The organism is Vibrio sp. N418, from assembly GCF_000222565.1.
Classification (GTDB): Bacteria; Pseudomonadota; Gammaproteobacteria; order Enterobacterales; family Vibrionaceae; genus Vibrio; species Vibrio scophthalmi.
In genome coordinates this window covers 14,833-28,726 of the sequence record NZ_AFWD01000101.1, presented here as the reverse complement: position 1 = coordinate 28,726, position 13,894 = coordinate 14,833, and the positions used below count along the sequence as shown (strand labels likewise).

The following is a 13,894-nucleotide window of genomic DNA, read 5'->3' as shown; positions in this document are numbered from 1 at the left end:
TTGTTAAAGAGCTTGCTGCGAGAGTTTCTCTCGAAGCGGAGGTGAATTCTAACGAGATAACTGAAAGAGTCAAACACTTTTTCAATTTAATTTTCGTGGAACCTTTCACCTCGCTGACTAACGCTGAAGCCTTACGGCGTCTGCCCTGTCAGTGGATGCGCATTATAGGCAGCTGAATTTTATTGGCAAGCACAAAATGCATTTTTTCTTATGAAAAGTGCTTAACTGCGCAATCATTAAACAACCCCATTTTTACTCTCAAGATACCCTCAGATTACCCACCAGTTACCCACAAAATCCTGTTGATAACCTAGTTATCGCCTTCAATAAAGTAAGAGATTCGCGCACGAGGATTTAAGTATTCTTTAATTTTCTCCGGAAGCTTGTTCGGCAAGATAGCATTAACTATCTTTATATCCTTCTCTGCGAGATCAATGATCGGCGCTTGGCTTCTTGGCACAGCCGGATCATAAATGAGAACATTCGGATAAAGGATATGAGCAGAATTCACTGAGATCACTAATCCCACCATCTCATTCGACAATTGCACCACTGTTCCTGGAGGATACACGCCCATAAATTTAATTAAGATACTGAGGTTCTCGTTGTTGTAACGAGATTTACAGTTCTTATAAAGATGTGCCAATGCGACATAGGGAATTTTTTGCTGAGCAGCGACAGGGTTATGGCAAAGAACATCGTAAGCATTCGCCACCGCAACAATCTGCGTTAATGTGTCTATTTGATCTGCTTTAAGCCCTAATGGGAAACCTTTGCCATCATTTGTCTCGTGATGATTCTCAATCACTCGTTTCGCAGAGTCAGGAAAACCCTCTATATTGTCGGCTAGTTCCACTCCATATTTGGTGTGCAACTTAAGGTAGTTTTGCTCAGGCTCGGTTAAAGGTACGGTTTTTCTCAGAATCGCTGTTGGTATTTTAATTTTACCGATGTCATGAAATAGCGCCGCGAAAGCCAACTCTTTAATGGTTGCGGTCTCAAGCTTCTTCGCTTTACCAATCAACATCGATAACACAGCAACATTCAGTGAGTGAAAATAGATGTCTTCAAATTCACTCTTACCATTCATCAAATGTAGCGTAACATCGCCATCACTCATCAAGCGCTCGACAATATCATCAACTAAGACCATCGCTTCATCGACGGCTAATTCAGGACGGTTACGAATCTTCGTCATCACAGCTCGCATACGAGCAAGAGAACGTTCAAACTCTTTTTCACAATTAGCGACACGACGACGATAAGCACTCATGGTTTCAATACGCTGCTGCTTTTCTTGCCATAGTTGCTGAGCGCGTCTATCCATCGCCTCATTAACTGACTCTGTAGGAGCGTTGTCAATTTGCTGTACAGGTAATGGGGGGACATCACTTTGGTCAACATTAACGTAGACATATTTAATGCCCAAATGACGAATAACTCGAATTTGGTCTTGGCTTTTAAGCTTAAAGCTATTCAGCAGGAAGGGATGTTCGTTCCACTTTACCGGTAAACGGATGTGTAGTCCGGGTTGAATTCGGTCTACCGTAATTTTGATATTTGCCACGTTCTAGATACAACTATGAAACCCAATAAAACGCGGCTAGTTTAGTGCTTAAACTCTAACTTTCTAGATAAAAACGTCATTTGTGAGAAGTTAACAGGATTTTCGTCGATTATTTCACCAACTCACAATGCAGCATCCAACGAATACCGAACTTATCTTGCACCTTACCAAATCGCGCTCCCCAAAAGGTATCCGCTAGCGGCATCATCACCGCACCGTCACAAGCAAGTTTATCGAACAATTGTTCTTGTAAATCGAGATCATCCAATACCAGTGATAACGCAATATTGTTACCAGAAACGTCACTGACTACCATGCCATCAGATAACATCAGCTTCATACCAAAAGCCTCAAATTCAGCATGCATAATCCAATTCGGATTCGCCCCTTCAACCGATTGAGGGGCATCACGGAAATATTGTTTGGTTAGTACCACTCCACGAAAGCAGCGTTGATAAAACTCGAGCGCCTCTTCACATTGGCCTGAAAAACACAGGTAAGGGGTAAGTTGATACATAGCTATTCTCCAAACTGACTGTTTTCATTAAAGAATAGCGAAGTATCAACAGATGTAATTAGTACTTTAGTCCTATATTAAGGCGCGATCTGCCTTGCGAATCACTAGCTTAGGCGTAAATTCATGCAGTTGACCGACCTCTTTACCCGCGATCAAATCCATTAGCACTTGCACCGCCGACTGAGCCATATCATTGATAGGAAAGCAGACCGAGGTAACCGCAGGGTATAATTCATTACATCGCTCTACGCTATCAAAGCTAACAATCGAGATATCCTCCGGTACTTTAAGTCCGTGCTCGTGCAAGTATTGCATCGCACCAACCGTCATCTCTTCACTACAAGAGAAAATTGCCGTCAATTCTGGATGACGGGTTAATAGCGCTTTAGTCGCATCATAACCACTTTGCGAACCGTAGTTCCCTTCCTCACACCATGATTGAGGGACACTCACTTGTGCCGCAGCCATGGTATCAAGGTAACCTTGCTTACGCTGCAAGCTGTTTTCACGCCAAGTAGGCCCGGTGATACAACCAATTAAGCGGTGATTTTGCTGTAACAAGTGCTGTACCGCCATTGAACTTGCTTTATGGTGATTGAAACGAATACAACGCTCTTCTAATGACGGAATAACGCGGTCTAGCAAGACAAAAGGAGGGTGCTGTTGTGCAAGTTGGCAGATATCTTCATCAGTCAAATGACGACTATGCAATATATAACCATCGCAACGTAACGCATGAAAACGCTCAACCGCGTCTCTTTCCCCCTCTTTAGAGTGGTGCCCTTGAGCTGTGATTAAAAATTTAGCATGTGTATCAAGTTCATTTTGAACTTGTTCCATCATGGCGCCAAAAAACCCCCCAGTATAGTAGGTCACCAATAGACCCATCATGTTACTCGACGAAGTCGCGAGCGAACGTGCAATGGCACTTGGGCGATAGTTCAATTCCGCCATCGCTTGCTCTACTTTCTGCCTGGTTTCCTCTCTGAATTTACCTTCACCGTTAATGATCCTAGAAACCGTCGAACGGTTTACTCCTGCTAAGGCAGCAACATCTTTAATTCGTGCCATATGACCTTCAATAGTTAATACGATTAGAAAGAAAAAAGCTGTCAGTAACGAAAAATTAGGGGGAACTGAAACTGACAGCAGTTATGATACACAGAGATGTAAAAGCGGCTAAGTGAGTACAGAATAATCCGTGACTTGGATATCACGCTCTTGTAAGAAAGCGATGAATTCTGGTGAGGAAAGGGTTGCTAATTCTTGCTCTCGCTGGGCAAGATAGCTGCTCATCGAGCGCAGTTGCGTATCAACGACTGCGGGATGACACATTACTTCCAACACATCACAGTTATTCTCATGCTCTAACATCAGTTGCTTAGCACTCGCAACTGAGGTGTGTTGATCGTAGAACTGCTCAGTAAAATGATAACGACAACCAAACTCCTCTTGCCCAGCAAGACCCACTCCACGCAGTGGTACTCGGTATTTTTTTGCCACTTCGTACACCGCTGGGGCGATCTGAGGATGCGTATGGGCATGATGATGGCCATCAATATGGCTCAATGTTAAGCCTAAGCTTAAAAAATGCTCCACTTGGGCCACCACTTCTTCATACACCTCGACCGGGTCAAAATCCTGCTTGCTCCAAAAGCCAGGAATAGCAGGAAAAAGACCGTGTTCACCCACAAGTGATTGATGACCGGTCAGTGGCTTACCAGCTGTAAAGCGTAGATGAAGCCCAACTTTCAATTCCGGCACTTGCGCAGCAAGTGCGACAGCGTGGGATTCGCCGGGCATATCGACCATCAATGTCGTCGAACGAACAACACCATGACGGAAGGCTTGTACAATACCGTTATTGACACCGGTAGTAAGACCAAAATCGTCGGCATTAAAAATGACTTTCATCTTTTCCTCAGCTTATTGCTTTGCAGCAAGCACACTCGCTAGAGTGTGGTTAGTTTAAATTGTGGTAAATACTCCGCATTTTCACGAAGAATATCATTGAGGATCGCTTTGGCGCGCTTGATGTCAGGCACAAGAGGATTATTCGCCAGTGCCATCAATGCTTTGTCATAGTCGCCAAACACAGCCGCTTCAATCGCCAACTGCTCGTAGGCTTTTACTTGATGCAAAAGACCTTTGATGTTTGCTGGTAGCTCGCCGACAGCAATCGGTTTGGCACCCCAATTACCGATAACAGCACTACATTCAATCACAGCATCGTCAGGAAGCGTATTGATGGCACCATTATTTGGTACGTTCACCACATGAATGCCATTGCGGTTATTGTAAATACCATCAACCAAGTTAAGTGAAGCATCTGAATAATAGGCTCCGCCCCTTTCTTCTAACTCCTTCGGTTTTATATCCAAATTGACGTCTTGATAGAGTTTGAATAGTGATGCTTCGGTTTTCATCACCTGCTCAGCTCGTGTTCCTTGCTCGCCAGCACTTTCTTTCTCTTCCTGTAGCATCGCATCCGTTTGATAGAAATAACGATGATATGGACATGGGATCGCCCCCAACGCTCTAAGAAAGTCAGGATCCCATGGTTCTTCAAAAATATTCTTCATGCTGAAGTTTGCGCCATCACCGACTTTTTCAATCACGGTTTCAGTAATGTCTTCGCCATTCAGCCATGCCTTGAGCACCCACACTAAGTGGTTTAAGCCAGCAAATTCCAATTGCAGCTCTTCTGGCTGACAACCCATCATCTCTGCCACCATCATGCGCATCGAAACGGGAACGTTACACAGACCAATGCTCTTGACCTTGGTGTGTTTATTGACAGCTTCAGAAACGAGACCTGCTGGGTTGGTAAAATTCAGCATCCACGCTTGGGGCGCAAGCTCCTCAATATCACGACAGATATCAAGGATTACGGGGATGGTACGTAAAGCCTTAGCAAAACCACCTGGCCCCGTCGTTTCTTGACCAATCACATCATATTTGAGTGGGATGCGCTCATCACTTGCCCGAGCCTTTAAGCCACCCACACGAAATTGCGTCATGACAAAATCGGCACCTTTGATCGCATCACGACGATCAGTACTTGCACTAATCTTGATATCGGCCCCCACTTTAGCCACCATTCTTGTGGCTAACGCATGGATGATGTCGAGTTTTTCTCTACCTTGATCAATATCCACTAAGTGAATTTCACTCACCGGTAAAAATTCTCGGCGTTTTAACACACCTTCAATAAGCTCAGGCGTGTAGCTACTGCCACCACCAATGATGGCAAGCTTCAAAGCACCTCTAGGCATATTTATTCTCCATTAAGCGGCTAACTGCTGATGTAAAGCGACCATTTCTGTCGCCATTTCATGAGCAAGAATGGTTGTCATGAGGTGATCTTGGGCATGCACCATAACCAACGTCATTGGCACTTTACCTTCTCCCTGATCCGCTTCGATAAGCTGAGTTTGAGTGAGGTGAGCCTTATTAAGACACTCTTTACCTTGTGCCAACTTCTCTTGTGCTTGGTCAAAATCATTATTGCGGGCTAATCTCAACGCTTCATAACATAGACTGCGCGCTTCACCTGCATTACAAATGATTTCCATCACAACCATTTCCTGGTCCATAAATCCTCCCGATAAAACGTATTTAATACTTACAAAAATTTAAATTAAGCGATCACACCTTGACCGTTACCTTGTTGCTCTGCTTTCTTTTCCGCGACAGGTAGTTCTTCTGCCAACACTTGCTTCTCAAACATTTTGAAGAATGGTAGGTATAAGAAGAGATCAAGAATCATCAAGCCAATGACCAGCAGTACTGGTGTAAATGTCCAACCACTACCCCAAGAAGCACCAATGATGGCAGGCGTTGTCCACGGTGTTGTCGCCACCCCCATTCCGACAAATCCAGAGTGAACCGCGAAATAAGCAATCGTCGCGTTAACCACTGGAACCAGTAAAAAGGGCAGGAACAAAGTAGGATTCAACACAAGCGGTGTACCGAAGATCACCGGCTCATTAATTTGGAAGAAACCAGGTACCACACTCATACGGCCAATACTCTTGAGGTGCGCTGAACGGCTAAAGGCCATCAGCAGTACCAGCGCAAAGGTTGCACCTGAGCCGCCAAGGAATATATAGAAGTCCCAAAACGGTTGAGTAAAGATATTTGGAATTGGCTCACCAGCAATAAAGGCTTCGGTGTTCGCGCCAATATTGGTAAGAAAAATAGGAGACAGTAGACCAACAACAATCGCCGCGCCGTGAATACCGGCAAACCATAATAATTGGCATAACAGCAATGCACCGATGATGGCTGGCAATGAGTTTGATGCGCTCACTAGTGGTTTAAACGCTTCAAGAATTAGATCCGGAATTAACATATCAAACTGGGCTTGAACAAAGATGCTCAATGGATAAAGGGTCACAAATACCGCTAATACCGGGATCATCACTTCAAATGAGCGAGCAATTGCCGGTGGTACTTGTTCTGGCATACGAATCGTAACGTTGTGCTTTTTCAAAAAACGGTATAGCTCTACCGAGAAAAATGCTGATAGAACGCCAGTAAATACACCCGTCCCTCCCATATGTTGAGTAGGTAGACCACCATCTGACAATGGTGAAGCCACCAAGAGGTAAGACATCAAGGCAAGCGCGGCACTGGTAATGCCATCCATTTTATGGGCTTTCGCCAGACTATACGCTACACCCAATGTAATGAAGATCGTCATAATCCCCATCGACATATTGAACGGCATCATAATGGTATCAAAGTGTGCCGTAGCGAAATCCAACCATGCGCGACCAAATGCATTTTTGGTATCAGGGTCAAATGGAGGGAAGGCAAAAATTAAAATAAAACTACCGACAATAATAAACGGTATTGAGACAATAAAACCGTCTCTCATTGCTCTTACATGTGGTTGATTGCCCACTTTAACCGCGAGTGGTGCGATATATTTTTCGACAAAACCAAGTATCGAATCATAAAGATTCATAGTGTCCATCCTTATTTTTGGCGTAAAAAGCCCCACACCCTATATTTCAATAAGGTGTAATCACTTTTTATTTATATTTGTTTTTAACTTATATTGAGAATTAGTTAATTAAGCTCAGTGCTTGTGTGAGCACCTCATCGCCTTTCATCATTCCATAATCTTGCATTGAGATAGCGGCGATATTTTTACCGTGCTCATCAGCGGTTTTCTTCAAGTCTTCAAGTTGAAAACGCACTTGAGGACCAAGTAAGCAAACATCGTATTCTTTAATCGCTTCAGAGAACGCATTGACAGCGAGCGCTTCGATTTGGCACTCGATACCACGAGCTTGCGCCGCTTGTTCCATTTTCTTTACTAGCATGCTGGTCGACATACCAGCGCTACAACAAAGTAAAATCTTCTTCATCATCCAGCTCCTTTATTTGATTTAGAATCAACCCATCAAAACTGTAGCAAAAATGAACAGATCAAAAAAGCGCAACCGGTTGCATTAAGCGTGAACAAAATCCCATTTTATAACATTTTAGATATATTCAATTACATAAGGAGAGCCAGATAATGGTTACGAATCTTTATTTTTGAATAGAAGTCCTGCAATAAAAACGCTCTTTCATACAATTTATGCTATAAAAAAAGCCTCTTATTAAAGAGGCTTTTTAGCACGCTAAAGATTCGCTTATTTACACTTTAAAATAGGCAACCTCTTGTTTTAGATGGCTTGATAAATCATCCAATTTTTGTCCCGCCACTTCATTATTTTTCATTAGATCCATCGATTCTCGCGACATGTTCGATATCTTTTCCATTGCATCGACCACTTCACTCACGACCACAACTTGATGATTCGTCGCAATGACAATATCTCGGACTCGGCTCAACGTATCCTGCGCTTGCTGCTCAATACCCACCAATAAATTACTTGCATCTAAAGTATTTGATTTACACTCTTCAACCTGTGGTTGTGTATCTTCCATAGCTGATACACTAACGACCGTTTGTACCTGAACCTCTTTGAGCAATGTTTCTATTTGTGTTGTGGCAACACTTGTTCTTTGAGCTAAATTTCGCACCTCATCAGCAACCACAGCAAAACCGCGTCCTGATTCTCCAGCGCGAGCAGCCTCAATAGCGGCATTCAATGCTAATAAATTAGTTTGATCAGAAATCTCACTAATCATATTCACAATCCCACCAATATCTCGAGTTTTAGCTTCCAGTTGCTTCACTTGAGTAACAGTGCTGTTCACCGCTGCCGTCACTTTCTCCATTTGCCCAGCTACAGAAACTATTAACTCTCGGCCTTGAATAGCATGCTCTGACGTTGCGACCGAGTTTTGCTCCGAGAGATCAACAATCTGAGCAATATCTTCAATGCTAGTTCGCATATCAGCAAGTTTATACGTCATTTCCTCGGTTAATCTCGCTTGCTGCTGAGCGGTATCTAATACCTGACTAGAGCCTGATGATACCTCTTTGACTTGCTCAGCCAATTGATTAGAGGCGCTACGAATATTACCGACAATATTAATCAGCTTTACTGACATCGCTGAAAGTGAATCAAGAATGCTACTCGCATAAGGGTTTATATGGCTTTGGGTTAAATCGCCACTAGCCATAACTTGAATTGCTTGTTGAGCATCATGCGGCTCACCACCTAATGAGCGACGGAAGCTTTTCTCTATTGCAACGCCAACAATAACTGATATCACCAAAGCGATAGCACTCAGTACCAACATTAAGTTTTGAAAACCGCCAGCCATAGCTCGCGCCTCTGGCGTCAACTGTTGGTTAAGCTTTTCTTGGTAATCAATAAATTGGTTAATGCTGTTAAGCCATGAAATAAAAGCCGGACGAGCTTGTTCCAAGACAACCTCGGTTACCTCTCGCCCTTGTTTCTTCTCGGTCAGAATGCGCTCAATTAGGGGCAAAGTTGTTAGCTTAATTGCCTCTATATTATCGAGAATTTCCCGCTCTTCTTTAGAGAATAGAACATGCTCATCGAGCATCTTTTGCATGTTCTGCTCGGACTGATTATAAAACTGTTCAAGCAGTCGAATTTCACGTTCAAATCTATCAATTTCATCGGTATTTCTAGCGATAGCAATATCGCGAATCGCAATTGCTCGATCGTGCACACTGCCTCGATAATTAATAGCAAATCGTTGCTTAACCGAGTTTATGTCAGTGACTTCCGCCAAGGTTGAATCAATAAAATTCACCTTTTGGATACCTAAAATAGTTAGCAGCATCATCAATGAAACTAATGTTCCAAAACCTATGGCTAACCGCGTCTTTACTTTCAACTTTGATAAATAATTCATGCTTTCTTCCTACTAGCAAGCTATCGGTAATCTTGTTACCGTCAATCATGTTCTATCTATTATAAATTTAGTGGTTATAAGGGCTGTAAATCAGCACTTTGATAGAACACTCACAGAGCAAGTTATTACATATCCATTTCATTGTCATTGCTTTAGATGGAGATTTGAACACAAAAAATAGCTATCTATAACATTTTGAAAAACGATTAACTCGACAATCACCTCTGCATAGTCACTAATAGGCATCAAATAAGAGATAAAAGTACCAATATTCCTATAAGATTTGCAGGCAAAGTTAACGTATGAAGAATATCACGTTCAATTCTTCCTATTTATCGATATCCGTATATCGCCTTTTCTTCACAACAAATTACCTAATTGTAATTAAACGTGAGCAACGACGAATAGTGCATCGCAAGCTTCAACATTACTATTCACTGCCGTTGACCAATATTATGCATTCATCATTTAATTGTTTTACTGATTCTGCAAAGCGTTACTTCAGAAAGCTATCTTCTTAAAAACGCAACGATTCTGTCATGTTAGCTTCATCAAATCAGTCGACTATTCGTTCATCTTTTTCAAATGGAAATGACTATGAAAAAACACCTTTTACTTGCCGCAATGCTTATGAGCTCTGCATCTGCGATGGCAACGACCGACTTTGCCCAGATTGATACTTACACCATTAAAGCCAATCATGACTATCTATCGGGGATCCCGAGCACCAACAGTAATGGCACCGTGAATGCCATCATTGAAATTCCAACTGGTGACAATGAAAAGTGGGAAGTTAGCAAGCGCGACGGCTCTATCATTAACTGGGAATTTAAAAACGGTCAGCCGCGTGTTGTTCACTACCTAGGCTATCCTGGTAACTACGGCACGATTCCAAGCACTGCCCTACCTAAATCGCTCGGGGGGGATGGTGACCCATTGGATATCTTAGTGCTCGGTTCTGCAATGGAGAGAGGCAGTGTTGCACCGGTTCGCGTGATTGGTGGCCTAAAAATGCTAGATGGGGGCGAGCAGGACGACAAACTGATTGCGGTTCCTGTGGTTGAGCAATCACCTTTTAAAGATGTTGAAACGATCGAAGCACTGCAAGAGCAATATCCAGGCGTCGTTGATATCGTCAAGATATGGTTTGATAACTACAAAGGGCCAGATGGCGAAATAGAAGTGCAAGGAGTCATGTCGAGTAAAGAGGCAACTAAAGTACTTAATCAGGCCATTAGTCACTATAAGCCATAGTTCTTTGTCGTAGCTCTTAGTCGTATTGACGTCAAAAGCTCACCATAACAGGTGAGCTTTTATTTTTTAAGTGCTTTAGTCAGTGTCACTTCACTAGAATTTGATTAACTTGTGCGGAGGCTCAAATCGATGCGTTCTCGAGAGAGTGCGCAATAACCTAACTCAAATGAAAGCTTGTTAATAAATCTCTTTAAAGCAAAGGTCATTATGAGTTAAGCGCTGTTTATCTAACTCTCAAAAATCAATTATTGATCAAACGAAACTCAGTTAAGGTTAAGATTGCGTTCTCCAGAACACCTAAACCTAAAATACTGTATCCATAAAAGTTCGGTACGATTGATTCACGAAACTCTTCAATCTCTGTAATCGGAGCCTTACCCATTACTAGTCGATCCGATATATTTTTCAGCATATTGCGAGTTTCGCGATCAAGCGGATCTAGGGTTTCACTGAAGCCAGAAACCGACTGATACAAGCGACTAAACTCCCCGCCAGTGTTTGACTCTATGTAATAAGAGACTGACGGCGAATAGTTTGCTAGGACATCGTTAGTTCCTAATTGGTTAAATGACACTTCAAGCAAAGCGTTACCACCAGGGTGCTCGCTGGTATTTGGCTTAAAACCTGGTTTAGGAAAGACTAGAAACGCCACTATAGCGTGATCTTGCGTTACCGCAGATAAAATAAAACGTTTATCATCGTAGTATTCAATCGAGCGACCATTGACGTCCTCTTTAATATAAACCGGAGCGCCAAAGTGCTCATCTAATACCGCTTTAGATGCACGAATATAGATATGATCTAACTTATTGTGAGACGGGATATCAGTAAATTGTGACAGGGTAAAGTTGGACATCTTCTCCACAGCATCCCATGAGTCATTGATACCACCTAATGCGATAACAACAATTGAAACAAAAGTAATCGTTTTCGCCCATTTCTCGCGAACTTTCTCTCTAATATTATGTTGTGAGTTAGAGATATTTTGAGGAACTTCAGTGTTAGCCATCTGGTTACTACCTTTAAATCTTTTACGTCCCATACCATTTGAATTTTCTATATGCTGTAAACGTTTATAGCATCGCAAAATAGTCAGTAACGGTCCAAAAACAAACCTAGCTTCTTTGGCTGACTATCTGCAAAAAACAAATCCACTTATTGGGTTATTAGCACTCCAAAATGCATCAATATGATGCCAAACTTGCCGTCACTCTAGATAAGTAGGTTCTAGTTTCAACGTATGGTAAACGCTCCAAAAGCTGATGATAGACTTCTTCAGGCGTCATCGTATTGATGATGTCCATTGCATTATTGAGATTGATAGCTCCATCAGGGTTAAACGCTCGACCAACATTGCCAGCTCCCGTGTTGTAAGCGGCAATCATGCAATAGGTTCTACTCTGTTTATCCTTAATCTTACTGAGATAATTCTCTTGTAAAATACGTAAGTAAGCGGCTCCGGTCTCGACATTAATTTCCGGAATAAATAGTTCATCCTCAGTCATAGGTGCATCGATTTTTCTAAACTTACGATTAACATCATGACCAGCACTTGTAGGGACAATTTGCATCAACCCGTAAGCAGGAGCACCAGACACAACCCTTGGACGAAATGAAGACTCATTATGCATAATTGCCATAATTAAAGCGGTTTCAACGCCCCACTTTTTGCCTTCTTTGACTGCTAAAGGACGGTACTTAGCCGCCGCCTCACTTAGACTATCATTAGGGAGTTTGACGGTATAAGTTACGACCTTTTTTTCAGCCTTTGTTGGTAAAACTTTTTCCACGACCGGTTCAGAGATAGGCTTCACATTAACGTCTGATTTCACCGACTCAACGGCAGACTCTGGCTTAACGCTTTGGGCTTGAGCTACAGTTTCAACATTAATCCCAAGTTGTTCACGCTTTGCAGTAAACTGAGCACTAATAGCCACAACACGCTGAGTGGCGGACTGGATCAATGCTAATTTTTTATCTTGAGTACGTTGATAAATATAATCCGCTGGTGCGCCTGTATTCGCGGCAATCAAGCGATCGGCTTGAACATCCAACTGACGCATCTGTGTTTGCACTTGATCAAATACAAACTGTTTTTCTTTTTGCTCTTGCTTTAACGAATAATCAACTAACGCTTCCTGCTTTATCGCATGCTTGAGCGAAATAGTCTGCCCATCAATTTCAAATTGCTGAGCTGATTTTAGTCCGCTATCTTTTTGATCTACATCGACAAGCACTGAGACAATCGCCGTATTACTTTGATAATCGATGATCTTTTTAACATCACCATTGTACTCCACCGTTTTGGTGGCACTAGACACTTCACCGCTGCCCCACTTATCAATGAGGACAGCACGTTGCTTATCTTGGTTTGCCGTATAGTCATCTCGCCATGCTTCATATTGCGAAAAGTATTGATCTAGCCATTGATGAAATTCGGCGATTTTCTGTTTTTGCGGTGTATTCATTTTGTTGATTGCGTTTCTCAAATCATCAAAGGGCTCTTCAGCATTCGATAAAGGCGAAAATACTAGCGCTACCGCAGCAGCCATTAATGAAATATTTTTTCTGACCATGACTAACCTCTAACCCGATAAAAAACGAGGTTATCTAATGACAACCTCGTAATAATTAACCTAAAAATATAGGAGTTAACGTGTCTATTGCTGCTTCATACTCTCTAAAGCTTGCTGGAGTTCTTTGGCTGCTTGTTCGCTATTGAACGTATCCCAAAGCTTAGAGTCATTATTTAACTCATCAACTGCCTTAGAGATATTGGCGTTATAGGTCGCCTGATCCATGCCGATCAATAGGTAAAGCCCTCCTTTCGGACTTACCATACTCATTTGAATTCGCGCACCGCTTAAAGACTGAGAAACGACGTTTTCTGTAATATCTTCAATTTTTTCATACACTGACTCTAGTGCCGCATCCTCAACACCACTTGTTACCGAGGAGTCCATCAATTGGCTAAATTTATTACTCACTTGAGCTTTTAACTGAGCAGCCAAAATGACTTGAGCGTTTGCTAGCGCAACCTTCTTCATTATCCCCATACCAGCTGCACTTTTCTTCGCATAGCCAGTTGCTGAAATAGCGAGATCGGTCGGGGTAATATCACAAACCCAACCAGGTGCGTTCTCAGATGGTGAGTCAGGGAAAGTACATGCAGCAAAATCTTGGCTTTGCTCAACCGTTTGAATATTTGAACAAGCGGACAAAAGAAGCGTTAGGCTTGCGGCTACAAGAGTTTTATTAATCAC

At 42.5% G+C, this 13,894-nt stretch carries 13 protein-coding genes; 1 reads left to right on the top strand and 12 read right to left on the bottom strand.

Features of this window, described 5'->3' with window-relative positions; all coding sequences use genetic code 11:
* Nucleotides 1-310: 310 nt before the first annotated feature.
* From RH86_RS19815 to RH86_RS19775, 9 genes are all read right to left on the bottom strand, one after another.
* Nucleotides 311-1,567: an HD-GYP domain-containing protein gene (locus RH86_RS19815; RefSeq protein ID WP_009388265.1), complete on the bottom strand. Its 1,257-nt coding sequence runs from the start codon at nt 1,565-1,567 to the stop codon at nt 311-313.
* Between the two features lie 109 nt (nt 1,568-1,676).
* A complete protein-coding gene (locus RH86_RS19810; RefSeq protein ID WP_009388264.1) occupies nt 1,677-2,084 on the bottom strand; it encodes a VOC family protein in 408 nt (135 codons plus the stop codon).
* A gap of 72 nt (nt 2,085-2,156) precedes the next feature.
* Nucleotides 2,157-3,155, bottom strand: a complete 999-nt coding sequence (locus RH86_RS19805; protein WP_005594010.1) for a LacI family DNA-binding transcriptional regulator — start codon at nt 3,153-3,155, stop codon at nt 2,157-2,159.
* Nucleotides 3,156-3,263: 108 nt separating this feature from the next.
* Nucleotides 3,264-3,998 carry a chitin disaccharide deacetylase gene (chbG, locus tag RH86_RS19800; RefSeq protein ID WP_009388263.1) on the bottom strand — a complete coding sequence of 245 codons (735 nt, stop codon included), beginning with the start codon at nt 3,996-3,998 and terminating at the stop codon, nt 3,264-3,266.
* Between the two features lie 38 nt (nt 3,999-4,036).
* The gene (locus tag RH86_RS19795) at nt 4,037-5,359 is read right to left on the bottom strand and encodes a 6-phospho-beta-glucosidase (RefSeq protein WP_009388262.1); all 1,323 of its coding nucleotides are present in this window, start codon (nt 5,357-5,359) and stop codon (nt 4,037-4,039) included.
* 12 nt (nt 5,360-5,371) lie between these two features.
* Nucleotides 5,372-5,680, bottom strand: a complete 309-nt coding sequence (locus RH86_RS19790) for a PTS lactose/cellobiose transporter subunit IIA (RefSeq protein ID WP_009388261.1) — start codon at nt 5,678-5,680, stop codon at nt 5,372-5,374.
* A 44-nt stretch (nt 5,681-5,724) separates the two neighbouring features.
* On the bottom strand, nt 5,725-7,056 hold the full coding sequence (locus tag RH86_RS19785; protein ID WP_038219992.1) for a PTS sugar transporter subunit IIC: 1,332 nt from the start codon (nt 7,054-7,056) through the stop codon (nt 5,725-5,727).
* A 100-nt stretch (nt 7,057-7,156) separates the two neighbouring features.
* The gene (locus RH86_RS19780; protein WP_005594004.1) at nt 7,157-7,462 is read right to left on the bottom strand and encodes a PTS sugar transporter subunit IIB; all 306 of its coding nucleotides are present in this window, start codon (nt 7,460-7,462) and stop codon (nt 7,157-7,159) included.
* Nucleotides 7,463-7,736: 274 nt separating this feature from the next.
* Complete coding sequence (locus RH86_RS19775; protein ID WP_009388258.1) at nt 7,737-9,377, bottom strand: methyl-accepting chemotaxis protein; 1,641 nt, start codon at nt 9,375-9,377, stop codon at nt 7,737-7,739.
* A 597-nt stretch (nt 9,378-9,974) separates the two neighbouring features.
* Between RH86_RS19775 and RH86_RS19770 the strand changes: the two genes are divergently transcribed.
* Nucleotides 9,975-10,631 carry an inorganic diphosphatase gene (locus tag RH86_RS19770; protein WP_009388256.1) on the top strand — a complete coding sequence of 219 codons (657 nt, stop codon included), beginning with the start codon at nt 9,975-9,977 and terminating at the stop codon, nt 10,629-10,631.
* A gap of 241 nt (nt 10,632-10,872) precedes the next feature.
* On the opposite strand, the gene RH86_RS19765 is transcribed toward RH86_RS19770, so the two are convergent.
* The 3 genes from RH86_RS19765 to RH86_RS19755 all read right to left on the bottom strand — a co-directional run bounded on the left by RH86_RS19765 (nt 10,873) and on the right by RH86_RS19755 (nt 13,891).
* Nucleotides 10,873-11,640 carry an ETEC_3214 domain-containing protein gene (locus RH86_RS19765; protein ID WP_009388255.1) on the bottom strand — a complete coding sequence of 256 codons (768 nt, stop codon included), beginning with the start codon at nt 11,638-11,640 and terminating at the stop codon, nt 10,873-10,875.
* Nucleotides 11,641-11,815: 175 nt separating this feature from the next.
* Nucleotides 11,816-13,207, bottom strand: coding sequence for a transglycosylase SLT domain-containing protein (locus tag RH86_RS19760; RefSeq protein WP_009388254.1), 1,392 nt, complete (start codon nt 13,205-13,207; stop codon nt 11,816-11,818).
* Between the two features lie 84 nt (nt 13,208-13,291).
* Nucleotides 13,292-13,891: an LPP20 family lipoprotein gene (locus RH86_RS19755; protein ID WP_038219993.1), complete on the bottom strand. Its 600-nt coding sequence runs from the start codon at nt 13,889-13,891 to the stop codon at nt 13,292-13,294.
* Nucleotides 13,892-13,894 lie beyond the last annotated feature (3 nt).